Source organism: Bradyrhizobium sp. WD16 (assembly GCF_024181725.1).
In the GTDB taxonomy this organism is placed as follows: domain Bacteria; phylum Pseudomonadota; class Alphaproteobacteria; order Rhizobiales; family Xanthobacteraceae; genus Bradyrhizobium_A.
Genome location: NZ_CP028908.1, coordinates 3,653,857 through 3,679,750, shown reverse-complemented (window position 1 = coordinate 3,679,750; position 25,894 = coordinate 3,653,857). Strand labels below are relative to the sequence as shown.

Genomic DNA, 25,894 nt, shown 5'->3' with positions numbered 1-25,894 from the left:
TCATGGATTACCGAGCCCGCCTCACCCAGGCCGACACCTATCCCAAGCTGCTGCGGCTCAACGCTCGCGAGCACGGCGGCGAGGTCGCGCTGCGCGAGAAGGATTTCGGACTGTGGCGCGAATACACCTGGTCCGACTACCAGGCCCGCGTCGCCGATTTCGCCCTCGGCCTGACCGCACTCGGCCTTTGCGCCGGCGACGTCATCGGCATCATCGGCGACAACCGTCCGGACTGGGTCGCGGCCGAGATCGCCACCCATGCCATCGGCGCCATGAGTCTCGGCATCTACCGCGACGCCCTCGACGAGGAAGTCGCCTATCTGCTCGGATACGGCAACGCACGCCTGGTGTTCGCCGAAGACGAGGAGCAGGTCGACAAGCTGCTCGGTCTCGGCGACCGCGCGCCCAGGCTCAAGCACATCGTCTATTCCGACCCGCGCGGCATGCGCAAATACGACGATCCGCGGCTGCTGCCCGCGGACAAGCTCGCCGAGCTCGGCCGCGCCCGTGCCGCGGCGGAGCCCAACCTCTATGACCGCCTCGTCGATGCGACGCGCGGCAGCGCCGTCGCCATCCTGTGCACGACCTCGGGCACCACCTCCCATCCCAAGCTGGCGATGCTCGCCGCCGGGAGAGTGCTCGCCCACTGCGCCACCTATCTCGCCTTCGATCCCAAGGGACCCGAGGACGAATACGTCTCGGTGCTGCCGCTGCCGTGGATCATGGAGCAGGTCTACGCACTCGGCAAAGGCCTGTTGTGCCGGATGAAAGTGAACTTCGTCGAGCACGCCGACACCATGATGAACGACTTCCGCGAAATCGCGCCGACCTTCGTGCTGTTCGCGCCGCGGATCTGGGAATCGCTCGCCGCCGACGTCCGCGCCCGGGTGATGGATGCCTCGCCGCTGAAGCGGCGGCTCTACCACCTCGGCATGGCAGCCGGGCTCAAAGCCCTCGACCATCGCCGCCGCTCGCTCCTCGCCGAGACGCTGCTGTTCCGTGCGCTGCGCGACCGCCTCGGCTTCAGCCGCCTGCGCTCGGCCGCGACCGGCGGCGCCGCGCTCGGGCCGGACACCTTCCGCTTCTTCCGCGCCATGGGGGTGCCGCTGCGCACGCTCTACGGCCAGACCGAACTGCTCGGCGCCTATACCCTGCACCCGGCGGAGGCGGTCGATCCCGACAGCACCGGCGTCGCCATGGGCCCGGAGATCGAGATCCGCATCGACAATCCCGATGCCAGCGGCGTCGGCGAAATCGTCGTGCGCCATCCCAACATGTTCCTCGGCTACTACAGGAATCCGGCGGCCTCGGCCGCCGACATGAGCGACGGCTGGCTGCTGTCCGGCGACGCCGGCTATTTCAATCCGAAGGGGCAACTCGTCGTCATCGACCGCATCAAGGATCTCGCGGAGACGACCCAGGGCGACCGCTTCTCGCCGCAGTACATCGAGAACAAGCTGAAATTCTCACCCTACGTCGCCGAGGCCGTGGTGCTCGGCGCCGGCCGCGACAGCCTCGCGGCGATGATCTGCATCCGTTATTCGATCATCTCGAAATGGGCCGAGAAGAATCGCATCGCCTTCACCACCTACAGCGACCTCGCCTCGCGGCCGGAAGTCTACGACCTGCTGCGCAAGGAGGTGGAGGCCGTCAACGCCACCCTGCCGCCGGCCCAGCGCATCGCCCGCTTCCTCCTGCTCTACAAGGAGCTCGACGCCGACGACGGCGAATTGACCCGCACCCGCAAGGTGCGGCGCAGCGTCATCAACGAGAAATACGCCGGCATCATCGACGCCATCTATTCCGGCCGCCCGCAGATCGACATCGACACGGTGATCCGCTTCCAGGACGGCAGCACCCAGCGGGTGCGTTGCACGCTGGCGGTGGTCGACCTCGTCGGTCCGCCGCCGCTGGCACTGGCCGCCGAATGAGCCGAACAGGACGAGAGGCACGATGAACACCCAGCTCCTGATCCAGCTCCTCGTCAACGGCCTCGTCGTCGGCACGCTCTACGGCGTCGTCGCCATGTCGTTCGTGCTGATCTACAAGGCGACGCAGGTGGTCAATTTCGCGCAAGGCGAATTGTTGCTGGTCGGCGCCTGGGTATGCTGGGCGCTGCTGACCAAATACCAGGTGCCGTTCTATCTCGGCATGCCGATCACCCTCGCCTTCATGTTCGCCTTCGGCATGACGGTCCAGCTCGTGGTGCTGCGGCCGATGATCGGCGAGCCGATCATCTCGGTGATCATGGTCACCATCGGCCTGTCGACGATCCTCCAGGCGCTGATGAAATGGATGTTCGGCACCTCGCCCCAGCCTTTTCCCCGGATCTTCGCCAGCCAGACCGTGACCATCGCCGGCCTGACGCTGCAGACGGTCTACGTGCTGTCGCTGGTGGTCTCGGTGGCGATGATGGCCGGCATGGCCTGGTTCTTCCGGGTCTCGAAATACGGTCTCGCCATGCGCGCCACCGCCTTCAACCAGCAGGTGGCGCAGTCGCTCGGCATCTCGGTGAAGAGCGTGTTCGCCATGGCCTGGGCGATCTCGGCCACCGTGTCGGCGGTGGCCGGCATCGTCGTCGCCGTGGTCAACGGCGTGTCCTCGGGGCTGTCGGTCTACGGCATCAAGGTGTTTCCGGCGGTGATCCTCGGCGGCCTCGACAGCATCGCCGGCTCGGTGATCGGCGGCATCATCATCGGATTGCTGGAGAATGCGGCGCAGTTCATCGACGGCGAATACCTGCACTGGGGCAATCTGTTCGAAGTCGCGCCGTTCTACGTGCTGGTGATCATCCTGATGATCAAGCCCTACGGCCTGTTCGGCACCCACGACATCGAGCGGATCTGATGCAGGGAAACGCTGACAACAAACCGCGTCCTCGCGCCCGCCATGGCATCCCTCGTCATGGCCGGGCTCGTCCCGGCCATCCACGTCTTCATTCCGCGAAAGGCTGCAAAGTCGTGGATGCCCGGCACAAGGCCGGGCATGACGACGGAGAGTGTGGGGGGCGATCGGGCCGCGAAGGTGCGCGGTTCGGAACGCGACCCCCACTGCACCCTCACGGAGTACTGGGTCACCCGCTTTCGCGGGTGACGACGCCGGGGGTGATGCCAGCACCGCGCCTATCACTCACTCTGTTGTCGTCGCCCGGCTTGACCGGGCGACCCAGTACGCCGTGCGGCCGGTGGCGGCCGCTGCCCCGCACCATTGATCCGGCAAGCGGCGTTTCTCAATCCAATCCCACCGGACCTCTCTGACATGGCAGGCCAGTCCCTCATTCCCGCCGGCGACTTCCGCACCTCCTATGCCGCGGACACCACCATCTTCCCGACGGTGACGAGCCGCAACGCCGCCATCCTCGGCGTCGTCCTGCTCGCCTTCGCCCCCTATGTCCTCGGCGACTACTGGATCGCCATCCTGATCCAGATCGGCATGTTCGGCATCGCCGCGCTCGGCCTGAACATCCTGGTCGGTTTCACCGGCCAGATCTCGATCGGCCACGCCGCGTTCTTCCTGTTCGGTGCTTTCACCTCGGCCTATCTGTCGTCGAAGCTTTCGGTGCCGGTGTTCTTCTCGATCCCGCTGTCGGGAGCCGTCACGGCGCTGGTCGGCCTCGTCTTCGGCCTGCCGGCGGCCCGGCTGAAGGGCCTCTACCTCGCCATCGCCACCCTCGCCGCCCAGTACATCCTGCTCGACTTCTTCGCCCGCGCCGACTGGTTCACCGGCGGCACGGTGCCGGCCATGGCCGAGCCGTTCTCGATCTTCGGCTATGTGGCGCAGGGCGACCGCCAGTATTTCTACGTCGTGCTGGCCTATGTGGTGGTCTGCTTCATCCTCGCCACCAACCTGATGCGCAGCCGCGACGGCCGCGCCCTGGTGGCGGTGCGCGATCACTATCTTTCCGCCGAGATCATGGGCATCAACCTCACCAAGTACCGCACCCTGTCCTTCGGCCTCGCCGCCTTCTTCGCCGGCGTCGGCGGTGCGCTCTATGCCCATTACCAGCTCGTCGTCTCCAACGAGGGCTTCGGCATCGAACGCTCGATCCTGTTCCTCGCCATGGTGATCATCGGCGGCACCGGCTCGATCATGGGCTCGCTGATGGGCACCGCCTTCGTGGTGCTGCTGCCGGAATCGATGCAGTGGATCAGCGCCGCGCTCAAGGGCAGCGCCATCGACCGCGCGCTCGAGCTCAACAACAATCTCACCTTCCTGCGCGAGATTGCGGTCGGCCTCATCATCATCCTGTTCCTGGTGTTCGAGCCCGACGGGCTCGCCCACCGCTGGCGCCAGATCAAGACCTACTGGAAGCTCTACCCGTTCTCGCACTGAAGAGGACGGTCCGGACCAACGATCAAGAAAGCCAAAAGGAGGAAATACGTAAAATGACCCGCATCACCAGCCTTCGCCTCGCGCTCGGCTCCGCCGCGCTGGCGCTCGTCCTCGCCGGCCCGGCCATGGCGCAATCGGCGATCAAGCTCGGCCATCTCGCCGATTATTCCGGCGGCACCTCCGACGTCGGCACCCCGTTCGGCCAGGGCGTCGCCGACGCCTTCGCCTTCGTCAACAAAAATGGCGGCATCAACGGCACCAAGCTCGATGTCGAGACTGTGGATTACGGCTACCAGGTGCCGCGCGCGATCGCGCTGTACAAGAAGTGGTCGGGCACCGACAAGGTCTCCGCCATCATGGGCTGGGGCACTGCCGACACCGAGGCGCTGACCGGCTTCCTCGCCCAGGACAAGATCCCGGACATCTCCGGCTCCTATGCCGCCGCCCTCACCGATCCCACCGGCAAGAGCGGCAAGGCCAAGCCGGCGCCCTACAACTTCTTCTACGGGCCGAGCTATTCCGACGCGCTGCGCGCGGAACTGACCTGGGCGGCCGAGGACTGGAAGGCCAAGGGCAAGCCGGGCAAGCCGAAATTCGTCCATATGGGCGCCAACCACCCCTACCCCAACGCGCCGAAGGAAGCCGGCGAGGCCATGGCCAAGGAGCTCGGCTTCGAGGTGCTGCCGCCGCTGGTGTTTGCCCTCGCGCCGGGTGACTACAGCGCCCAGTGCCTCAGCCTGAAGTCGTCGGGCGCCAACTACGCCTATCTCGGCAACACCGCCGCCTCCAACATCTCGGTGATGAAGGCCTGCAAGGCGGCCGGCGTCGACGTGCAGTTCATGAGCAACGTCTGGGGCATGGACGAGAACGCCGCCAAGACCGCGGGCGACGCCGCCGACGGCGTCATCTTCCCGCTGCGCACGGCGGTGGCCTGGGGCGGCAGCGCGCCCGGCATGAAGACCGTCGCCGAGATCTCCAAGATGTCCGACCCGACCGGCAAGGTCTATCGGCCGGTGCATTACGTCGCCGCGGTCTGCACCGCGCTCTACATGAAGGAGGCCATCGCCTGGGCCGTGGCCAATGGCGGCGCCACCGGCGAGAACGTCAAGAAGGGCTTCTATCAGAAGAAGGACTGGGTGCCGGCCGGCCTCGAAGGCGTCTGCAATCCCTCGACCTGGACCGACACCGATCACCGCGGCACGCTCAAGGTCGATCTCTATCGTTCGCGGGTATCGGGACCGACCGACGGCGACCTCAACGACCTGATGGCCAAGGGCACCATCAAGCTGGAGAAGGTCAAGACCATCGAGCTGCCCCGCAAGCCCGAATTGCTGGGCTGGTGATCGTCCGTGACGCTCGGCTTGAACCAGCAATTCCTTCGTCATGCCCGGCTTCATGCCGGGCATCCACGCCTTCGCTGCCTGTCCCCGGGAGAAGACGTGGATGGCCGGGATAAACCCGGCCATGACGCAGGATGCTGATGCGAGCGTCATATCAACCTCACTGCCAAGCGAGGCCGCAATGCTGCAGACCACGTCGTCATCGCAACCCGAGCCGGCCCCGGCCACAGCGCCGCTTCTGGCGGTCAAGAACATCGAGGTCGTCTATGACGACGTCATCCTGGTACTGCGCGGGCTGAGCATCGAGGTGCCGAAGGGAGCGATCGTCGCGCTGCTCGGCGCCAACGGCGCCGGCAAGTCGACGACGCTGAAGGCGATCTCCGGCCTGCTCAAGACGGAAGATGGCGAAGTCACCCGCGGCGAGATCGTCTTCGACGGCCAGCGCATCGACGGCATCGATCCCGACAAGATCGTCCGCCGCGGCATCTTCCAGGTGATGGAGGGCCGGCGCATCATCGCCGACATGACCTCCCTGGAAAACCTGCGCCTCGGCGCCTACACCCGGCGCGACCGCGAGGTCGCCGCCGACATCGACATGGTCTTCGATTATTTTCCCCGCCTCAAGGAGCGCACCGGGCTCGCCGGCTATCTCTCCGGCGGCGAGCAGCAGATGCTTGCCATCGGCCGCGCGCTGATGGCGCGGCCGAAGCTGATCCTGATGGACGAGCCATCCATGGGATTGTCGCCGCTGCTGGTGAAGGAAGTCTTCGGCATCATCCGCAAGATCAATCGCGACCTCGGCGTCACCATCCTTCTGGTCGAGCAGAACGCCCGCGCCGCGCTGTCGGTGGCGAGCCATGGCTACATCATGGAACAGGGCAAGGTGGTGCTCGACGGCGGCGCCGATGAGCTGCGCGACAACGAGGACGTCAAGGAATTCTACCTCGGCGGCGCCGGCGACCAGCGCAAGAGCTTCAAGAACCTCAAGAGCTTCAAGCGCCGCAAGCGCTGGCTGTGAGGGATGAGCGAAGTGGAGGTTCCGTCATCCTGAGGTGCTCGCGCCAGCGGGCCGCGAAGGACGACGGCGCCGGGTGCAACACCGGCAGATATTTGGGCCGCGCCATCCTTCGAGGCTCGCCGCGCGCCGCTCAAAGCGGCGCATGGCTCGCACCTCAGGATGACGCGGAGCGGATGCGAACACAAAAAGGCAACCACGGCATGACCGAGCACTACGACGCCCTGGAGACCCGCGAGCCGCAGGCCCGCGAACAGGATCTGTTCGCCCGCCTGCCCGACATCCTGCGCCGGGCCATGGCGGCGCCGGGCTATGCCGCGCATCTTGCCGGCATTGAACCGGCGGCGGTCACGAGCCGCGGCGCGCTGGCGCGCCTGCCGGTGCTGCGCAAGTCGGCGCTGCCGGCGCTGCATCGCGCGACGCCCCCGTTCGGCGGCTTCAACCTCGAGGCGCCCGGCCGTTTTGCCAGGCTGTTCACTTCGCCGGGACCGATCTTCGAGGCAGAACCGGCAGAGCGTGACCCGTGGTGCGGCGCCCGCGCGCTGTTCGCGGCGGGCTTCCGCAGCGGCGACATCGTGCTCAACACCTTCAGTTATCATCTGACCCCCGGCGGCTTCATCTTCGACGGCGCGGCGCGGGCGCTCGGCTGCGCCGTGATCCCGGCTGGCCCCGGCAACACCGAGCAGCAGTTCGAACTGATCGCCGCCTATCGACCGGTCGCCTATTCCGGCACCCCCGACTTTCTCAAGATCCTGCTCGACGGCGCCGCGGCCGCCGGCCGCGATGCCACCTGCATCAGGCGCGCGCTGGTCTCCGGCGCCGCATTCCCCAGATCGCTACAGGACGAATTCACGACCCGCGGCATCGATGCCTACCAGGCTTTCGCTACCGCCGACCTCGGCTTCATCGCCTATGAGACCGGCGCGCGCGACGGCCTCGTCGTCAACGAGGACCTGATCGTCGAGATCGTGCGGCCCGGCACCGGCGATGCGGTGCCCGACGGCGAGGTCGGCGAGATCGTCGTCACTTCGCTCGATCCCCATCATCCCTGGATCCGGCTGGCGCTCGGCGACCTCAGCGCGGTGCTGGCGGGACCAAGCGCCTGCGGCCGCACCAATATGCGCATCAAGGGCTGGATGGGCCGGGCCGATCAGACCACCAAGATCAAGGGCATGTTCGTCCGCCCCGAGCAGGTCGCCGAGATCGCGCGGCGGCATCCCGAACTCGGCCGGCTGCGCCTCGTCGTCCGCCGCGAGGGCGAAACCGATGCCATGGTGCTTCGGGCCGAGACGGCGGCAATCGACGACAGTCTTGGCGAGGCGGTGGCCACCTCGCTGCAGGCGGTCACCAAGCTGCGCGGCGGCGTCGAGCTGCTGACACCGGGCACGCTGCCCAATGACGGCCGGGTGATCGCCGACGAGCGCTGAAATCGGGTTATCGGAAGAAAACGATGACGAACGTGTTCGATCTCAACGGCCGGGTCGCGGTGGTCACCGGCGGCAATGGCGGCATAGGCCGGTTTTCGGAGGACATCGATATTCTTATCGAGCCGCCGGCCGGAATGTGAAGACCGGCAAGAACCATGACAAGCCGGCTCATATCCAGTCACGGAATGACTTTTTCGACTGGCTCGCCCAGACGACTAATCCCGGGGCCCGACCGTCAGCGGTGGCGGCGGAGAGACGGGGGGTGGCGTCGATGGTGACGTCGTGGTCGGCGTATTGACCGGGGGCGGCGGATCGACGATCTGCGGCGGCGGCAGCCCGGTCTGCAGCTGACCCGCCTGCGAGCGGTTCTTCACGGTGTTGTCGCCACCGGAAATGATCGACAGCAAGCCGAGCGGATCGCTGCCCGGCGGACTGCCCGGCGGGTCGAGGTGCACCGTTCCGGTGTTGCCGACGATCAGCGGTCCCGGCGCCGGCGTCGGATTGCCGCCATTCTGTCCTGGCCCGCTGGTGAGCAGACTGACGACAATGTTCAGCGCTGCATCCGAGATGCGGAACGGCGGCGGAATCGGCGTATCCGGTCCGTTGACACAGGTGGCAAAGCCCGGCCGCAGGGTCGCCTGCCCCGCCCGATTCCTCAGCACGATGGCGCCGACATGACCGATCACCAGTTCGCCGGTACAGCCGGCGAGATTGGGGTCGGCGCCGGCGAGCTTGGCCGGGGTCGGATAGCTCAGGCTGGCGACACCGCCGCGGATGCCGAGCGTCGCCACCGGCGTCTTCACTGTGACGCCGTCGTGATGACTGATCTGGCCGCCGACGAAGCGCAGCGCGCCCTTCGCCAGGGTCGCCACCATGGTGCCGCTATTGGGCTTGGGATCGTAGACGAACTCGTCGATGGTGACGCTGGCATTGCGGCCGATATTCAGCGTCGATGAATCCGGAAACAGGACCTGGGTCGACCCCTGCGCCGAGGTCTGGATCTTCTCCTTGTAGACGACGCCCATGCCGACCACGAGGCTGCGGGTGGCGCCGCCTGGCGGCGTGCCGGTGGCGTCCTGATTGGCCGCGCCGATCCTGGCGAAACTGTCGGCGCGCGCCGGCAGCGCCAATGCCGCGGTGAGCGCCGATGCGACCAGCAGCGCCGGCAAGGGACCGTGCGCAGCACGGCCGCGCGGAGCGATATCATGGCGGCATCGCATCATGGGCCAGACCTCAGAAGCGCGCGGTGGGGCCGAATATCACCGAGAAGTTGTTCTGGCGGTAATTCGGCAGGTTCGAATTGGTGCGGTCGTATTGGATGGCGGTGGACAGGCCGAACGTGCGCGTCACCGGGGTGTCGAAGCGCGCACCGGCGATCCATTCGGTGTCGTGCTCGGCAACCAAAGGATCGATCGCCGGGTTGGGCGCCTTGAAGTCGGTCTGGATCAGCCGCACGAAGGGCGACACGCTCCAGTTGCGGGTGATGGATTCGAACGGCGGGGCGAAGGACCAGGTCAGCGCCGCCTCGCCCATCCACTGATCGAAACTGGAAAACGCGAGCTGGGAATCGCCGTGGCGGAAGGCGCCGCGCGCCTCGAGCTTGAGATCGGCATTGAGGTTGGCCGCGCCGGCGACGCCCGCCGTGTACCAGTTGCCCGAATTGAACGACGACAGCGGCGCCAGAGCGTTGTCGCGGAAGTCGGCGCGCCGCCACTCGAATTCGGGGCTGATGGTCAGGCGCCGGCCGACCGGCAGGCTGGCGGTGATACCCGCGCCATAACTGCCGACATAGGACGAGCCGCCGACCCAGGTGTTGCCGCCGACGACGTAGGGCTTGATGGTCGCCCCGGGCAGCAGATCCGGCGCCAGCACGAGACGCGGTCCGAAGCTCAAATCGAACAGGGCGACATTGAGTTCGCTATAGCGCGCCTGCTCGGTCGCGTAGCCGACGAAACGCGTCTCCAAGGTGTCGCCGCGCTCGTTGTCGAGGTCGTAGTCGTGGCTCACCCCGGCGATCCCGAACCAGTTGGTATCGCTCTTGCGGGTGGCCGACGGCAACAGCGCGAGGTCCTGGCCGCCGAAACGGACGATGCCGCTGGTCGGGGCAAAGCTGGCGTTGCTCTGGTAGCGCGCGCCGGTCTGCAGGAAGGCGGAGAACCGGCTCCGCTGCAGCTGATTGTCGGCGTCCGGCAGCGATGCCTCGATCCGCATCCTGGTCGCCGGGTCGAGATCCGGGCAAGCCAGCGCCTCCCGGAAGTAGCGCCGCGCCATCTCGTAGGAGCGGAGCCGGAAATAGAGCGCGCCGAGCTCGTATTTCACCCGGGCGAGATTGGGATGATAGAACACCACGCGCTCGAGGGCGCCGATCGCCGCCTCGTAATCGCCGTTGGCGGCGGCGACGCGGGCATAGGCGAAGGTCGTCTCCAGATCGCGGGGGTTGGCAAGCGTCGCCTGGAAGAGGCGGTCCTGCTCCGACCCGTCGGCCGTCTGCGCATCTGCGGGCAGCGGCAGGGCGACGGCCGCGCTCAACAGCACGGCGGCGAGGCACGACAGAATCGGGGCAGATCGCCCCTGCACCCGCGCCCGCCCCTGCTCAGCTAACGTCGCCCCGGCCATTCAGATAACCCCAGAATTTCCTGTCCCATAACAGGAAGGCGAAGACCGCGAATAGAGCGCGGAGGACCCGGTCAGGGAAAAAAGCGCGCAGCGCAGGCTCTTCTGCACAGGGATGTTGCTTCTCGGCACATCCCGATGAGTGTCGTGAAACCGGAAGCAGGTTCAAACGGCCTCATAGTCCACAGCGGCGCGAACGCAGGCGGCCCCAACAGCCGACGCACGAACGAGGCGAGCCGGCAGCCGCCGCCTCACCGTCGTTGTCATCGACCGGCCTGATTGGACGATCCAGTACGACGGGACGATCGTTGAAGCGCGCGGCGACCGCCGATGCACATCACGAGCGGTCCTTGATGCGTGCCTCAGCTCTGATGCGGGCCGCGCATCATCTTCATGGCGGCTTCGATATGCCGCCATTCCTTGGCCTCTTCGACGTCGCCCTTCTCTTCGCAGATCACCGCCTTCTGCGCGGCCTGGGCGATCGCTGTGCCGCCGTGCCGTTCCAGCATCTGCCGCGCGATGTCGTGGACTTGCATCTCCCGCATGGCGTCTTCCTCCTCTGGACCCGCCCGGTCGCAGCCGGGCGGGAACCGCAGATATGGGCGCCCCTATGCCCTGGATTCTGGTGCTCCGACGCTGGCTTGGCAACCGGTGAATGCGCGGAACTTTTGCCGCGACGGCCGATCGCCGGCGATCATTCCGCCGGCACCGACGCTTCACGCAGCCGCGTCGAATAATAGGATGCGGTCTGGCGACCACTGGCCGCACCTCGCGCGAACAGGATGAGGTGATGCGCGACGAGACCGACGGCAATCACGCGCTCGATATCCCCCTGTTTCAACTTCGGCCAGGCGAAGGCCCAGAACGCGGCGCGATAGTCGCCGCGCAGCCCGACCTGCCACAGGATCTTGGCCAGCATGGTCAATCCACGCTTGAGGTTCGGCCATGACAGGCGCTGGCGCGAATTCGGCGGCTTGAGACGGTTGGGATAGGTGGCGCGGGCCTGATGCTCGAAGCGGGCGAACAGCCTGTCCGGTTCATAGGCCCTCGCCATGCAGCTGCGCCACATCGCGACGACCTGGTCGTAAGGCAAGCGGAAATCGACATTGGAATCCCGTCCGGGGTCGTCGACCAGGCGGTTCTCCCGCGCAAGCCGGTCCCACAGCGGCGTCCGCGGCAGCGCCTGCAGCAGGTTGATGGTCAGCATCGGTATTTGCGACTGCTCGATGAAATCGAGGATCGATTCGCCGGAGTTCGGCGTATCCGTGTCGAGGCCGAGGATGATCCCGGACACCACCTCCATGCCGTAGCCGTTGAGGGTCGCGACACTGTCGAGAATGGGCACCATCAAATTGTGCGACTTGGCCATGGCCTTGAGCGCATCGTGATCGGGCGTCTCGATGCCGCAGAAGATCGTGGTGAAATAGGCCTCGCGCATCTGGGCAAGAATGTCCGGGCGCCTGGCGATGTTCAGCGTCGCCTCGCAGGCAAATTGCAGCGCATAGCCGTTGCGCTTCTGCCAATCGATCAGATGCGGCAGCAGCTCCTGGACCGCGCGGCGATTGCCGATGAAGTTGTCGTCGACGAAATACACCGAGCCGATCAGGCCGGCGGCAAGCAGCTTGTCGAGTTCGGCGGTGATCTGCTCGGGGGCCTTCAGCCGCGGATTGCGGCCGTAGAGCCCCGGAATATCGCAGAATTCGCATTGGTAGGGACAGCCGCTGGAGAACTGGATGCTGCCGATGAAGTAGCGCGACAGCGGCAGCAGTTCATAGGCCGGCAGCGGAAATGCGGTCATGTCCCGCCGCTCGCGCGTCGTCAGCACCACCTGGCGCTGCGGCGGCGCGACGTCCCGGGCGAGCCGCTCGATCAGCTCGTCGGTGGCATCGCCGAGTTCGCCGACATGGAGGTAGTCGAACGCCGGGTAGTAGTCCGGGCAGGAGCTGACCGACGGGCCGCCCAGGGCGGCGACGCGGCCGGCGGCGTGGGCCCGGGCGCAGATGTCGTTGATCTGCCGCCGCTGGATATGCATGCCGCTGACGAGCACGGCATCCGCCCAGGCAAACTCATTTGCGCTGGCCGGCGCGAGGTTCTCGTCGATGAAGCGCACCCGCCAGTGGCCGGGCAACACCGCCGCGATCACCAGCAGCCCCTGCGGCGGCATGAAGGCGCGAATGCCGTCGGTCAGCCCGTAGGCATATTCGAAGGTGCCGAACGACGGCGCATACCGCGGGAAAACGCAAAGAATGTTGCGGACCGGTCCGATATCTTGGTTCGCCATCTGCGCTCCGCCGAATCAGGGTGGCGCTAGTGTCCCGTCTCCGAATTACCGCTACGTTTGCCTCGCGCTCGCACGGTAATTCGGAGACATAGGGACACTAGCAAAATCAAAGTGCTAGTGTGGCTTATGTCTCGCAATTGCCTACAGGGGCTTGCCGCAAAGGGCATAGGCAATTGCGAGACGCCACACTAGTGTCCCGTCTCCGAATTACCGCTACGTTTGCCTCGCGCTCGCACGGTAATTCGGAGACATAGGGACACTAGCAAAATCAAAGTGCTAGTGTGGCTTATGTCTCGCAATTGCCTACAGGGGCTTGCCGCAAAGGGCATAGGCAATTGCGAGACGCCACACTAGAACGCGCCTCTCTCCCGCACTGCAAACCGCCGCGGCCCATCATCAATGGCAAGCATCGTGGTGCTGGAATGTGGCATCAGCCTGACGGCGGCCGAGGTGTCTACGCCGATCGCACTCAGCCGCGCGCCGGCAGGACCGCCGTCGCCTCGATCTCGACGCGGGCGACCGGCTCGACCAAGCGGACGACCTGGACCAGCGCCATGGTCGGATAATGCGCGCCGATCACCTCGCGGTAGGCCTCGCCGATCGTCTTGAGATTGTCGGTGTACTCGGCCATGTCCACCACATACCAGGTGAGGCGGACGAGATGCTCCGGCCCGGCGCCGCCTTCGGCGAGAATGGCGACGATGTTCTCCAGCACCTGGCGGACCTGGGCAACGAAGCCATCGGCAAACCGCTCCTGCGCATCCCAGCCGACCACGCCGCCGGTGAGCACCAGCCGGCCCTCGGCCAGCATGCCGTTGGCATAGCCTTTCGGCCGCGGCCAGCCCGACGGCTGCAGCGCCACAGGACGCTCCGCAGCTTCCCGATCCGTGGCCGCGGGCATCACCGCAACCGTGGTTCCCTTGATCGCCGTCACCGGCAGTTCTCCTTGTATGTTTCGATGGCGTCGCGCAGGTCGTCCGGAACCGGAATCGCCCGGTGAACCAGCAACGACGTCGTCGCCATGACGAGGCGCATTGCCAGCACCACCTCGCCCTCGCGATAGGCGTCGATGACCAGCCTGATCGCGGCCGTGCCGACCCCCTCCACCATCACGGCGAAGATCACCTCGTCGCCCATCATGCCCGGGCGGACGAAATCGCAGGTGACGTTGACGAAGCCGAGCCCGGTGCGGCGAGCCCCGATGAAATCGTGATAAAGCAGGTGGAGCGCGGCGGCAAACCAGTCCTCCACCACGCCATTGGCGATATCGAAATACTTGGCGAAATAGACGATGCCCGCCGGGTCGCAGTGAGAGAAACGGATCGGCACCGACCGGCGCCAGACGCCCGGGCCAAGCGCCTCCAGCGCGGGAATAGCCGCCTTGGCGCCGGTCATCATGTTCATTCCGCCGCCTCCTGCGTCATCTGCCGCAGGGTGAAGCGCTTGAGCTTGCCGCTGGCGGTCTTGGGCAATTCGCCGACGAACTCGATCGCACGCGGATACTTGTAGGGCGCGATCTCGCGCTTGACATGCTCCTGAAGCGCGCCGACCAGCGCGGCGTCGCCGGTCACCCCCGGACGCAGCACCACATAGGCCTTGACGATGGTGCCGCGGGCGTCGTCAGGCGCTCCGACCACGCCGCATTCTGCGACCGCATCGTGGGTCAGCAGCGCGGCCTCCACATCCGGACCGGCGATGTTGTAGCCGGAGGACACGATCATGTCGTCGGAGCGCGACTGGTACCAGAAATAGCCGTCCTCATCCATGAGGTAGGTGTCGCCGGTGAGATTCCAGCCGTTGAGCACGCATTTGCGCTGGCGCTCGTCGGCCATGTAGCGGCAGCCCGTCGGGCCGCGCACGGCGAGCCGGCCGATCTGCCCCGGCGGCAGATCCTCGCCGTTGTCGCCGACGATCTTGGCCTCAAAGCCGGGAACCGGCTTGCCGGTGGCGCCGGGACGAATCTCGTCCTCGACGGCGCTGATGAAGATGTGCAGCATCTCGGTCGAGCCGATCCCGTCGATCAGCTTGAGGCCGGTCGCCTTCAGCCAGGCCTCGAAGGTGCCTTTTGGCAGGGGCTCGCCGGCGGAGACGCATTTGCGCAGCGACGACAAGTCGTGCTTGTCGAGGAGCGACAGCATCGCCCGGTAGGCGGTCGGTGCGGTGAAGCAGACGGTGGCCTTGAAGCGCGCGATGGTGGCGGCAAGGTTGTCCGGCGTCGTCTTCTCGAGGAGAACGAACGACGCGCCGATATGCATCGGAAACAGAACGCCGCCGAAGCCGAAGGTGAAGGCGAGCGGCGCCGAACCGATGAAACGATCGGCCGGCCCGGCGCGCAGGACATTGCGGGCAAATCCGTCGCACACCGCCAGCATGTCGCGATGAAAATGCATGGTTCCTTTCGGATCGCCGGTGGTGCCGGAGGTGAAGGCGATCAGGCAAAGATCGTCGGCAGCGGTATCGACCGCGGTGAACTCCGGACTGACGTCGGCGATCAGCGCCTCCAGCGACTGCGCATCGTTGCCGCCCCAATAGACCACGCGTTCGAGATCGCTCGACTGGGCCTTCGCCTTCTCCATCTCGTCGGCGAGCTTATGGTCGCACAGCGCGAGACGGATCCTGGCCTTGCCGATCGGATAGACGATCTCCTTGGCACGCAGCAGCGGCATGGTGGCCACCGCGATGCCGCCGGCCTTGATCACCGCGAGATAGGTCGCCACCATCATCGGATTGTTGGCGGAGCGCAGCAGCACGCGATTTCCGGTGACGAGACCAAGCTTGCCGACGAGCACATTGGCGATGCGGTTCACCAATGCCTGCAGCTCGCGATAGGTGTAGGTCCGCTCGTCGGTGAAGATGCAGGTCTCGTCGCCGCGCCCCTCCGTGACCCAGCGGTCGAGGAAGCTGTGCACGCAATTGAGCCGCTCCGGATATTGAAATTCGGGGCGGGTGAAGATCATGTCCGGCCACAGTTCCCGTGGCGGCAGATGATCCTGTGCAAATGTATCGACATGCGCCGTCTTGGCCATCGCGTGTCCCTTTCAGCCCCGCCGGCTGCGCCCGCGGCGGCGACCATTCCGTCGGAGGAATCGCCAAGATTCCCGCGACCCCATGGCCCGTCCATTGCGTTTCCTGCCGCCGTTGCGGCGCCGCTATTGCGCGGCGTCGCCTCCGGCGGTCGCCGCCTGCGCGGCCTTCATCAGTTCCCGGCCGATGACAACCTTCTGCACTTCCGTCGCGCCTTCATAGATGCGCAACGCCCGAATTTCACGATAGAGCTCTTCGACCTTGACGCCCTGCCTGACGCCGAGCCCGCCGAAGATCTGGACCGCGCGGTCGATCACCTGCTGTGCGGTCTCGGTCGCGAACAGCTTGGCCATGGCGGCCTCGCGGGTGACGCGGGCCGCGCCGCGGTCCTTGGTCCAGGCCGCGCGATAGACCAGCAAGGCGGCGGCATCGATGCCGGTCGCCATCTCAGCCAGTCCGGCCTGGGTGAGTTGCAGATCGCCGAGCACGCCGCCGAACATCCTGCGGCTGGCGGCGCGGCCGAGCGCCTCGTCGAGCGCCCGGCGGGCGAGCCCGAGCGCGGCGGCGCCGACCGTCGAGCGGAAGACATCGAGGGTGGCCATCGCCACCTTGAAGCCGTCACCGCCGCCGCCGATCCGGCGGGCAAGCGGCACACGGCAGCCATCGAATTTCAGCGTTGCCAGCGGATGGGGTGCGATGACATCGATACGCTCGGCAATCGACAGCCCCGGCGCATCCGCATCGACGACATAGGCGCTGATGCCGCGGGCGCCCGCGGCCTCGCCGGATCGGGCGAACACCACGTAATGGTCGGCGATACCGCCGTTCGAGATCCAGGTCTTCAGGCCGTCGAGGCGGACGTGATCGGGGCCATCGGGCGTCGCCGTCGTGGTCATCGCCGCCACGTCCGAGCCGGCCTCCGGCTCGGACAACGCGAACGCAGCGATCGCCTCGCCGCGGACCACCTTGGGCAGATAGCGCTGCCGCAATGCATCGGACCCGAACAGGGTGATCGGGCCGGTGCCGAGCCCCTGCATGGCGAAGGCGAAATCGGCGAGACCCGAGCGGTAGGCGAGCGTCTCGCGGATCAGGCAAAGCGTGCGGACATCGAACAGCGATCCATCGCCCTGCGCCGCTGGCGCTGCGGCGCGGAGAAAACCGGCGCGGCCGAGGGCCGCCACCAGGCGGCGGCAAGAGCCGTCGACATCGTGATGATCGACGAGGCGATCGATCGTCCCGTCGGCCCAGCGGCCGAGTTCGCCGGCGACGCCGCGATGGGCCTCGTCGAAGAACGGCCAGGCGAGAAATGATCGATCGGCCACTGTCGCGCTCCGCAAATCACGGCTCGAAAACCGCAATTCAAAATTCACAGTCGGCGTCGCGCTCCGATCCGACAGCATGGATCCCGTCGCGACACCAATCATTTTAAACCTAAAACAATTGGACGCAACATGGAATCTGCGGCGGATCCGCCCGCTTTTTCGCCGTGCCCTGCCGCAAGATGCGGCAGCGCGAAACGGCAGCCTCGTTCTTTTGTCAGGCCGGACTCGGTCCCTCCCGCCATGGCCGGGCTCTCCACTGGACGTCGGACGTTCCGGCATTGAAAAAAACAGAGCGCGATCCGGCGAGAGTTGGATCGGCATGCCGGACAGGTTCCATGAAATGGATCAGCAACCGAACGTCTTCTCGATCGACGTTCAGCGCGGCTACTCCGCTCCTGTCGGCGTCAGGTGCATAGGTCGGTCCGTCAGATATGCAAGCTCGCCAAGCGTAACGCCTCGATGTTGAAGTCCGCCTTGCTCCTCAAGCACGCGGCTTGAGCGGCAGGGCCATGAGCAGTTCGTCGTAGTATTCGCTTCCGACCTTCAGGGCCCGCCGCTCCAATCCGTATTCTACGAAGCCCGCTTCACCGTAAAGGCGATGCGCGGCGGCGTTTGAAGCCACCACCGTCGAACAAACGTCTTCGACGAGTGTCCTGGCGTGCTCGACGACCTGGTTCACGAGAACTGCGGCCAATCCTGTACCGCGCGCTTGCGGCCGAACATACATTCCCCACAACACGCCCTTGTGCTGGAGCTTGACGCCGTCCTGCACGCTGAAGCCGGCCAGGCCAACGAGAGGCGAACTGTTGACCCAGCCGCCAAAGACCGCGTTCGTTTCCAGACGCTCCTCCCACCATGAGGCTGGCTTGTCGACCTCGTGCTCCCAGGACGAGGCGAAGGCCTCCGGGTGAACCTTCAAGCCTTCAAGGCGCAGGTCACGATAATCGGCGACGTCGCGCGGCCCCAGGCGGCGCACCTTGAGCGAAATCGTGGGCGAGACGGCGACAGGCATGGCCATGAGTTTCAGATACGTGTTGTCGATATCTGCCTGCAAGGGGTCGCTTTCGACCGGGCCTGCGGACTTCGCCTGCCATTTGATGCCCGCCCTGCCTGAAAAGCAACCGATGTCGGCGAGACCCGGAGCGTCCGGCTCGCGCTTACGCCGCCGCCAGCGCCAGTTCGGCAAGCCGTGCGGTCATCGTCGAGTTAGGGTCGGTGAGCGGCGCGACAACCGTGAAATGATTGGCGCCGGGAATTTCGCCGTAGCGCGTGGCGACACCCGCCTTGCTCCAGGCCTGCGTGATCATCCGGCTCTGTCGCAGGAACTCCGAGCTTTCGGCGCCGCCGACGACGGCATCGAGGCTGCCATGCTGCGGCGGCGGCCAGTGGATCGGGCTGATCGCCTGCGCCGTTGCGGAATCGAGCCGCAGCGCAATGTTAAGCGGCGTCGCGATCAGCGGGGCGAGATCGAACAAGCCGGAAATCGCATAGGCGGCCGTGACGACATCGGCGGGCAGAGCGGCATCGACGCTGCGCCAGTCGGTCGCCAGCAGGCAGGCGGCAAGGTGCCCGCCGGCGGAATGGCCGCTGACGACGAGCGGCCTGCCATGGCGAGCCAGTTCCCGCGCCGCAGCGCGCATCTGCGCGAGGACCTCGGCAATCGTCACCTCGGGGCAGAGATCATAGCCCGGCACGGCGACGTCGATGCCACGCGCGTTGAGGCCGGCAGCGAGGTGGCTGGAGGACGAACGATCGAGGCTCTGCCAATAGCCGCCATGGATGAACACCACGACGGCGCCCCGGCCCTCGCCGGGGAAGAAATCGATGCGCTGGCGCTCGCCGGCCCCGTAGTCGACGGTCCGCCAGGCGCCCGCGCGCGCCGCGCGATAGGCTTCGGCGTCGCGGCTCCAGCCGGCGAGAATGCCGGGATGCTCCGGCACCCGCGCCCGGTTGTTGTATTCCGCGGCGTAATCGATTTCGGACACATCGTTCTCCGTGACGGGCTCAGGCCAGCAGCGCCGCCTTGCCGCGCGCCAGCCGTTCCTGCGCCGCCCTGGTGGTCGACACCTTGGCCTTGGCGAGCAGCCGCATCAGGTCGCGAACATCCTTCTCGGTGAGATCGGCGAAAAAGCTTGCAATCCAGGTCTCGTGTTCTGCCGCCATCTTGCGGAACACCACCCGGCCGAGCTTGGTCAGGCGGATGACCTGGACCCGGCGATCGCTGTCAGAGGTGCGCCGGTCGATATGGCCCGACTCCACCAGCCTCTCCACCAGCCCGGTGACGTTGCCGTTGGACACCATCATGCGCTTGGAAACGTCGGACAGGGTCATGCCGTCCGGCGCCTTGTCGAGCTGGGCCATCAAATCGAAGCGCGGCAGGGTAACGTCGAAGCGCTCGCGCAGGCGGCTGCGCACCTCGCCCTCGATCAAGGTCGTGCAGGTCAGCAGTCGGAGCCACAGCCGCAATTCGTCGCCGTGGTCCTCGGGCTTTTCGACAGCCTTGGTTTCGGAATCGAAGGTCATGATCGGGAAGCTCCCGGTGAATTGGCGCACGCAGCTCCGGCCACGAGCTTGCAAACGCAGGTTGTCTCGCCCAGCACCCCGTTTCCCGAAGTTCGTGCCTGGACGTGCGGCGCTGTAACTTCGGACGACGGACACTTGCCGTGGCCTGCGCATCGCGGATCGCCCCCGGCCCGGCAATCACCTTTAATCTTCAAATAAGTCGGAATGGCCCGGAAGTCAAAACCGCAGCCGCACCGCTCGTCAAGTTGCGATGCGCTTGCGCGTCGGATCCACCGCACTGGCGTCAAGGAAAGACGCATCAATGCAAGAAGCATCGCTCCGGTTCGATCGGAGCAGAGGTTCTGTTGCTCAATATCGCCGCTGCAGTTTGCCGCACGTCCGGCGGCGCAGGACGGGCGAGCGCATCGTGCCTATCGCTGCGGCGGCTTGCCGCTCGTTGCGCCCGCCGAATGGGCAGCGCGCCCGCTTGACGGCGGGCTTCGTTACTTTAAGTTTCAAGCAATTACGGACCGCGGCCGCCGCGGCGCGGCTTGCAGCCGCCGCCCGGCAACAGTTAGGGTCGGCTGTCCCGGGTGCGGCGCCGCACTGTGCACCGCAGCGGGATGAAAGCGGCCGGCGCGTTCGAAACGGCGAATTGGAAACGAACACAATTACCTCACAAGTCCCGCCGGCTGGGCGCGGCACAGGAGATGACTATGAAGCGGATCCTCGGAGCAGCGGCCCTTTCCATCCTGGCAGGCGTCACCGGTGCGGCCAGTCCGGCCGTCGCGCAGGACAAGGTCCAGGAAAAGGTCAAAGTCGGCCTGATCCTCAGCCTGTCGGGTCCGGCCGCGGTGCTCGGCCAGCAGGCCCGTGACGGCTTCAATCTTGCTCTCAAGGATCTCGGCGGCAAGCTCGGCGGCCGGGACGCCGAGGTCGTCATCGCCGACGACGAGCTCAAGCCGGACGTCGCGGTCACCAAGGTCAAGGGCCTGCTCGAGCGCGACAAGGTGGATTTCGTCGTCGGGCCGATCTTCTCCAATATCCTGATCGCGATCGAGAAGCCGGTCGTCGAAAGCAAGACCTTCCTGATCAGCCCGAATGCCGGCCCCTCCAGTTTCGCCGGCAAGTCCTGCAGCCCCTATTTCTTCGTCACCTCCTACCAGAACGACCAGGTCCACGAAGTGCTCGGCAAGGTCGCCCAGGAGCGCGGCTACAAGCGGGTCTATCTCCTGGTGCCGAATTATCAGGCCGGGAAGGACGCGGTCGCCGGCTTCAAAATCGATTACAAGGGTGAGGTGGTGGAGGAATCCTACGTGCCGCTCAACACCCTCGACTTCCAGGCTGAGCTGTCGAAAATCGCGGCACTCAACCCCGACGCCATTTTCACCTTCATGCCGGGCGGCATGGGCGTCAACCTGGTGAAACAGTACAAGCAGGCCGGCCTCGCCGACCGCATCCCGTTCCTGTCGGCCTTCACCGTCGACGAATCCACCCTGCCGGCGCAGCAGGATGCGGCGGTCGGCATGTTCGGCGGGGCGAACTGGGCGCCGAACCTCGACCTGCCGCAGAACAAGAAGTTCGTTGCCGCCTACGAGGCGGCCTATCATTCCGTGCCCGGCACCTACGCCTTCCAGGCCTATGATGCCGCACTGCTGATCGACAGCGCCGTGAAGGCGGTCAAGGGCAACCTCGCCGACAAGGATGCGGTGCGCGCCGCCCTCAAGAAGGCCGATTTCACTTCCCTGCGCGGACCTTTCAAGTTCAACACCAACCACTATCCGATCCAGGACTTCTATCTCGTCAAGGCGGCCAAGCGCCCGGATGGCAAGTTCCAGACCGAGATCGTGCAGAAGGTGTTTTCCAGCTTCGGTGACCAGTTCGCCAAGGACTGCCCGGCGAGCAACTAACAACGGGGCGGGGGGCCGCGCGATGGGCGTGCCGATCTCGTCGACTCCGCGTGCCGGGTATTAGGCGCCAATGACGCTCACACTCGCCCTCGTCCAGATCCTCAACGGCCTGCAATTCGGGCTGATCCTGTTCCTGATCGCGGCGGGGCTCACCATCGTCTTCGGCGTGATGGATTTCATCAACCTGGCCCACGGCGTGCAGTACATGGTCGGCGCCTATCTCGCCGCCGCCTTCACCGCCCTGACCGGCTCGTTCGTGCTCGCCCTCGCGCTGGCGCTGCCGAGCGCCCTGATCTTCGGACTGGTGCTGGAGCTGCTCGTTTTCCGCCACCTCTACGAGCGCGACCACCTCTCCCATGTGCTCGCGACGTTTGGCGTCATCATCTTCCTCAATCAGGCGGTGAAGCTCGTCTTCGGCGCCGCGCCGCTCAGCGTCCCGGTGCCGGAACTCCTGTCCGGGACCGTGACGCTGGCGCCGGGCATGCTCTACCCGGTCTATCGCCTCGTCGTCATCGGCGCCGGGCTCGCGGTCGCCCTCCTGCTCTATCTGACGGTCAATCACACCCGCCTCGGCATGCTGGTGCGCGCCGGCGCCAGCAACGCGCCCATGGTCTCCGCGCTTGGCGTCAATATCCGCCTGCTCTTCACCGTGGTGTTCGGCGTCGGCGCCATGCTGGCCGGCTTCGCCGGCGCCATGGTCGCGCCCATTCTCTCGGTCGAGCCCGGGATGGGCGACAATGTGCTGATCCTCGCTTTCGTTGTCATCGTCATCGGCGGCATCGGCTCGATCCGCGGCGCCTTCGTCGCGGCGCTGCTGATCGGCCTCGTCGACACGCTCGGCCGCTTCTTCGCCCCGACGCTGCTGCGCGCCCTGCTCGATCCGGCCAGCGCCAGCCAGACCGGCCGCGCCATCGCGCCGATGCTCATCTACATCCTGATGGCGGCGGTGCTGTTCTTCCGGCCGACCGGCCTGTTTCCGGCGAAGCACTGACATGGCCGACGTCCCCGGAGTGAGCGGAAACGACGAGGCGGAGCCGGCGACCTCCATGGCCGGCTCGCGGCGCCGCGGCCAGGTGCTGCCCATCGTCGTCTTCGCCGCGTTGGCCCTGGTGCCGTTCGCCGCCGCGTTGGGCGGTGGCGACTTCGTTCTGGCGCTGGTGACGCGCACCATGATCCTTGCAATCGCCGCCATGTCGCTCGATCTGCTGATCGGCTGTGGCGCCATGATCAGCTTCGGCCATGCCGCCTATATCGGCCTCGGCGCCTATAGCGCCGGCATCCTGTCGAGCCACGGCATCGACGATGCCTTCGTCCAGCTCGCCGCAGCGCTCGCCTCGGCGGGCCTGTTCGCCCTCGCGACCGGGGCGATCTCCCTGCGCACCCGCGGCGTCTACTTCATCATGATCACGCTGGCCTTCGGCCAGATGCTCTATTTCCTGTTCACCTCGCTCGCCGCCTATGGCGGCGACGACGGGCTCAGCCTCGCCTCCCGCAGCACCATCGTCGGCTGGCGTCTGCTCGAGAGCGATCTTGCGCTCTATTACCTGGTCTTCGCCGTTCTCGGCGGGCTTTATCTGGCGCTGCGGGCGCTCATCGCCTCGCGGTTCGGCCGGGTGCTGCGCGGCATCAGGGAAAATCCGGTGCGCATGCAGGCGATCGGCTTCTCGCCCTACCGCTATCAGCTCACCGCCTATGTCATCGCCGGCCTGATCGCCGCCGTCGCCGGCTGGCTGCTGGCCAACCAGAGCGGCTTCGTCAGTCCGGCCTATGTCGGCTGGCAGCGCTCCGGCGACCTGATCTTCATGGTCGTGCTCGGCGGCCTCGGTTCGCTCAGCGGCGCCATCATCGGCGCGGCGGCCTTCACCCTGGTCGCCGAATTCCTGTCGGGCCTGACCGAGTATTGGGGCATGATCTTCGGCCCGCTGCTCATTCTCGTCGTCCTGTTCGCCCGCGGCGGTCTCGCCGGCCTGTTCAGGAGCGGGTCATGACGGCACCGATCCTGCTCCTCGAACACCTGCGCAAGTCCTACGGCGCGCTGCGCGTGACCGACGACGTCTCGCTCGCCATCGGCCGGCGCGAACTGCATGCCGTCATCGGGCCCAACGGGGCCGGCAAGACCACTCTGGTGCATCAGATCTCGGGCCTCGCGACGCCGGATGCCGGCCGCATCGTGTTCGACGGCGAGGACATCACCCGACTGCCGATGCATGCGAGGGCGCGGCGCGGCCTCATCCGCTCGTTCCAGATCGTCTCGATCCTGCCGGGGTTTTCGGCACGCGAGAATGTGGCGCTGGCGCTGCAGGCCCATGCCGGTTCGAGCTTCCGCTTCGTCGGCCATGCCGCCGCTGAGGCGCCGCTGAACGACGAAGCCCTGCACGTCCTGGCGCGCTTCGGCCTCGCCGCCCGCGCCGACATCCTGGCCGGAACGCTCTCTCACGGCGAGAAGCGCCAGCTCGAGCTCGCGGTCGCCATCGCCGCGAAGCCGAAGCTGCTCCTGCTCGATGAGCCGCTCGCCGGCACCAGCCACGAGGAATCGGCCCGGGTGATCGCGATCCTTCGCGCGCTCAAAGGCGAAGTGCCGATCATCCTGATCGAACATGACATGGATGCGGTCTTTGCCCTCGCCGACCGCGTTTCAGTGCTGGTCTATGGCCGCCTGATCGCCTCCGGGCTGCCCGACGAGGTGCGCGCCAACGCCGAGGTTCGCGCCGCCTATCTCGGCGACGAGGCGGAGGAGCCGCGCTGATGCTGAACGTCGCCCATCTGCAGGCCGGTTACGGCGCCGCCCGCGTCCTGTTCGACATCACGCTCGATGTCGGCGCGGGAGAAGTCGTCACCTTGCTCGGCCGCAACGGCATGGGCAAGACCACCACCGTCAAGACGATCATGGGCCTGCTCAGGCCGAGCGGCGGTGATCTTCGGTTCGGCGCCACGAGGCTCAATGGCCTGCCGCCGTTCCGGATCGCACAATGCGGCATCGGCCTCGTCCCCGAGGGCCGCCAGATCTTTCCCACCCTGACGGTGGAGGAAAATCTGGTCGCCACGGCGCGCTCGCACGGCGGACGCTCTCGCTGGAAGCTGGACGCCGTCCATGCCCTGTTCCCGCGACTGCGCGAGCGGCGCGGCCATTTCGGCAACCAGCTCTCCGGCGGCGAGCAGCAGATGCTGGCGATCGGCCGCGCCTTGATGACCGATCCCAGGCTCCTGATCCTCGACGAGGCGACCGAGGGCCTGGCACCGTTGATCCGCATCGAGATCTGGAATTGTCTCAAGCGCCTGAAGGCCGACGGGATGGCGATCCTGGTGATCGACAAGAATGTCGAAGCGCTCGCGGCCTTCGCCGATCGCCACGTCATCATCGAAAAGGGGCGCGTGGTATGGACCGGGACCAGCCGCGACCTCAAGGCCGACGCGTCCGCCAAGGACCGTTTTCTGCACGTGTGATAATCAACGCGCACGATTTCGAATGCGCAAACCTGATGGAGAGGACCATGCCACTGCTCGAGACCGCCGGCATCACCCGGGCCAATGAGGGGATGCAGGGCATCAGCTGGAACATTCTGGGCCAGACCTATGTGCCGAAATCCCGCACCGACCAATCCTTCTCCTGGCACGCCGCCTTCCCGCCCGGCACCTTTGTGCCGCCGCATATCCACCCCGACCAGGACGAATACCTCTATATTCTCGAGGGCCGCCTCGACTTCTTCCTCGACGGCGCCGACGATTATGCGACCGCCGGCGATCTCGTCCGCCTGCCCATGGGCAAGCCCCACGGCATCTTCAACAAGTCGCAGCAGCTGGCCAAGTCGCTGTTCTGGGTGACTCCCACCCGCCGGCTCTACGACCTGTTCTGGGGCATCCACAACATGCGCGAGCAGACGCCGGAAGCTGTCGTGGCGCTCGCCGCCGAACACAACATCCATTTCCTGCCGCCGCCGGCCGCGGCATAACACCCGCACGACGTGCGGCTAGTGTCCTGTCTCCGAATTACCGCTTCATTTGCCTCACCCTCGCACGGTCATTCGGAGACATCAGGACACTAGCAAAATCAAAAAGCTGGTGCGGCTTATGTCTCGCAATTGCCTACAGGGGCTTGCCGCGAAGGGCATAGGCAATTGCGAGACGCCA

The 25,894-nt window shown here is 66.1% G+C and carries 23 protein-coding genes; 12 read left to right on the top strand and 11 right to left on the bottom strand.

Annotated elements, in window-relative coordinates; all coding sequences use genetic code 11:
- Positions 1 to 2: 2 nt before the first annotated feature.
- The 6 genes from DB459_RS17035 (at position 3) to DB459_RS17010 (ending at position 8,114) form a co-directional block, all read left to right on the top strand.
- Complete coding sequence (locus tag DB459_RS17035; protein ID WP_253706459.1) at positions 3 to 1,931, top strand: long-chain fatty acid--CoA ligase; 1,929 nt, start codon at positions 3 to 5, stop codon at positions 1,929 to 1,931.
- Positions 1,932 to 1,953: 22 nt separating this feature from the next.
- Positions 1,954 to 2,847 carry a branched-chain amino acid ABC transporter permease gene (locus DB459_RS17030; RefSeq protein WP_253706458.1) on the top strand — a complete coding sequence of 298 codons (894 nt, stop codon included), beginning with the start codon at positions 1,954 to 1,956 and terminating at the stop codon, positions 2,845 to 2,847.
- 411 nt (positions 2,848 to 3,258) lie between these two features.
- Positions 3,259 to 4,332 carry a branched-chain amino acid ABC transporter permease gene (locus DB459_RS17025; protein WP_253706457.1) on the top strand — a complete coding sequence of 358 codons (1,074 nt, stop codon included), beginning with the start codon at positions 3,259 to 3,261 and terminating at the stop codon, positions 4,330 to 4,332.
- A 53-nt stretch (positions 4,333 to 4,385) separates the two neighbouring features.
- On the top strand, positions 4,386 to 5,675 hold the full coding sequence (locus tag DB459_RS17020) for an ABC transporter substrate-binding protein (RefSeq protein ID WP_253706456.1): 1,290 nt from the start codon (positions 4,386 to 4,388) through the stop codon (positions 5,673 to 5,675).
- Between the two features lie 178 nt (positions 5,676 to 5,853).
- Positions 5,854 to 6,690: an ABC transporter ATP-binding protein gene (locus DB459_RS17015; protein WP_253706455.1), complete on the top strand. Its 837-nt coding sequence runs from the start codon at positions 5,854 to 5,856 to the stop codon at positions 6,688 to 6,690.
- A 200-nt stretch (positions 6,691 to 6,890) separates the two neighbouring features.
- Positions 6,891 to 8,114 (top strand): phenylacetate--CoA ligase family protein, encoded by a 1,224-nt coding sequence (locus tag DB459_RS17010; RefSeq protein WP_253713605.1) that lies wholly within the window; start codon positions 6,891 to 6,893, stop codon positions 8,112 to 8,114.
- Between the two features lie 215 nt (positions 8,115 to 8,329).
- Here the strand turns inward: DB459_RS17010 and DB459_RS17005 are convergent, their stop codons facing one another.
- The 11 genes from DB459_RS17005 to DB459_RS16955 all read right to left on the bottom strand — a co-directional run bounded on the left by DB459_RS17005 (position 8,330) and on the right by DB459_RS16955 (position 19,877).
- Positions 8,330 to 9,337, bottom strand: a complete 1,008-nt coding sequence (locus DB459_RS17005) for a FecR domain-containing protein (RefSeq protein WP_253706454.1) — start codon at positions 9,335 to 9,337, stop codon at positions 8,330 to 8,332.
- A gap of 10 nt (positions 9,338 to 9,347) precedes the next feature.
- The gene (locus DB459_RS17000; protein WP_253706453.1) at positions 9,348 to 10,730 is read right to left on the bottom strand and encodes a tetratricopeptide repeat protein; all 1,383 of its coding nucleotides are present in this window, start codon (positions 10,728 to 10,730) and stop codon (positions 9,348 to 9,350) included.
- 359 nt (positions 10,731 to 11,089) lie between these two features.
- The gene (locus DB459_RS16995; RefSeq protein ID WP_253706452.1) at positions 11,090 to 11,272 is read right to left on the bottom strand and encodes a hypothetical protein; all 183 of its coding nucleotides are present in this window, start codon (positions 11,270 to 11,272) and stop codon (positions 11,090 to 11,092) included.
- 149 nt (positions 11,273 to 11,421) lie between these two features.
- Positions 11,422 to 13,008 (bottom strand): B12-binding domain-containing radical SAM protein, encoded by a 1,587-nt coding sequence (locus DB459_RS16990; RefSeq protein WP_253706451.1) that lies wholly within the window; start codon positions 13,006 to 13,008, stop codon positions 11,422 to 11,424.
- 469 nt (positions 13,009 to 13,477) lie between these two features.
- The gene (locus DB459_RS16985; RefSeq protein ID WP_253713604.1) at positions 13,478 to 13,909 is read right to left on the bottom strand and encodes a RidA family protein; all 432 of its coding nucleotides are present in this window, start codon (positions 13,907 to 13,909) and stop codon (positions 13,478 to 13,480) included.
- Positions 13,910 to 13,938: 29 nt separating this feature from the next.
- A complete protein-coding gene (locus DB459_RS16980) occupies positions 13,939 to 14,412 on the bottom strand; it encodes a thioesterase family protein (protein ID WP_253706450.1) in 474 nt (157 codons plus the stop codon).
- A complete protein-coding gene (locus DB459_RS16975; protein ID WP_253706449.1) occupies positions 14,409 to 16,034 on the bottom strand; it encodes a benzoate-CoA ligase family protein in 1,626 nt (541 codons plus the stop codon). The genes DB459_RS16980 and DB459_RS16975 overlap by 4 nt, the downstream gene beginning before the upstream one ends.
- A gap of 123 nt (positions 16,035 to 16,157) precedes the next feature.
- Complete coding sequence (locus DB459_RS16970) at positions 16,158 to 17,354, bottom strand: acyl-CoA dehydrogenase family protein (protein ID WP_253706448.1); 1,197 nt, start codon at positions 17,352 to 17,354, stop codon at positions 16,158 to 16,160.
- A 481-nt stretch (positions 17,355 to 17,835) separates the two neighbouring features.
- Positions 17,836 to 18,540 carry a GNAT family N-acetyltransferase gene (locus tag DB459_RS16965; RefSeq protein ID WP_253706447.1) on the bottom strand — a complete coding sequence of 235 codons (705 nt, stop codon included), beginning with the start codon at positions 18,538 to 18,540 and terminating at the stop codon, positions 17,836 to 17,838.
- Complete coding sequence (locus DB459_RS16960; RefSeq protein WP_253706446.1) at positions 18,512 to 19,339, bottom strand: alpha/beta hydrolase; 828 nt, start codon at positions 19,337 to 19,339, stop codon at positions 18,512 to 18,514. The genes DB459_RS16965 and DB459_RS16960 overlap by 29 nt, the downstream gene beginning before the upstream one ends.
- A 19-nt stretch (positions 19,340 to 19,358) precedes the next feature.
- Entirely contained in the window at positions 19,359 to 19,877 is a 519-nt protein-coding gene (locus DB459_RS16955; RefSeq protein ID WP_253706445.1) for a MarR family winged helix-turn-helix transcriptional regulator, read from the bottom strand.
- Positions 19,878 to 20,572: 695 nt separating this feature from the next.
- Here DB459_RS16955 and DB459_RS16950 point away from each other — a divergent pair.
- The 6 genes from DB459_RS16950 to DB459_RS16925 all read left to right on the top strand — a co-directional run bounded on the left by DB459_RS16950 (position 20,573) and on the right by DB459_RS16925 (position 25,716).
- Positions 20,573 to 21,766 carry an ABC transporter substrate-binding protein gene (locus DB459_RS16950; protein WP_253706444.1) on the top strand — a complete coding sequence of 398 codons (1,194 nt, stop codon included), beginning with the start codon at positions 20,573 to 20,575 and terminating at the stop codon, positions 21,764 to 21,766.
- A 70-nt stretch (positions 21,767 to 21,836) separates the two neighbouring features.
- Positions 21,837 to 22,757: a branched-chain amino acid ABC transporter permease gene (locus DB459_RS16945; protein ID WP_253706443.1), complete on the top strand. Its 921-nt coding sequence runs from the start codon at positions 21,837 to 21,839 to the stop codon at positions 22,755 to 22,757.
- Position 22,758: 1 nt separating this feature from the next.
- Entirely contained in the window at positions 22,759 to 23,754 is a 996-nt protein-coding gene (locus tag DB459_RS16940) for a branched-chain amino acid ABC transporter permease (protein ID WP_371926764.1), read from the top strand.
- On the top strand, positions 23,751 to 24,512 hold the full coding sequence (locus DB459_RS16935; protein ID WP_253706442.1) for an ABC transporter ATP-binding protein: 762 nt from the start codon (positions 23,751 to 23,753) through the stop codon (positions 24,510 to 24,512). Before DB459_RS16940 ends, DB459_RS16935 begins: the two co-directional genes overlap by 4 nt.
- Positions 24,512 to 25,210, top strand: a complete 699-nt coding sequence (locus tag DB459_RS16930) for an ABC transporter ATP-binding protein (RefSeq protein WP_253706441.1) — start codon at positions 24,512 to 24,514, stop codon at positions 25,208 to 25,210. The genes DB459_RS16935 and DB459_RS16930 overlap by 1 nt, the downstream gene beginning before the upstream one ends.
- 47 nt (positions 25,211 to 25,257) lie before the next feature.
- Entirely contained in the window at positions 25,258 to 25,716 is a 459-nt protein-coding gene (locus DB459_RS16925; protein WP_253706440.1) for a cupin domain-containing protein, read from the top strand.
- Positions 25,717 to 25,894: the final 178 nt, after the last annotated feature.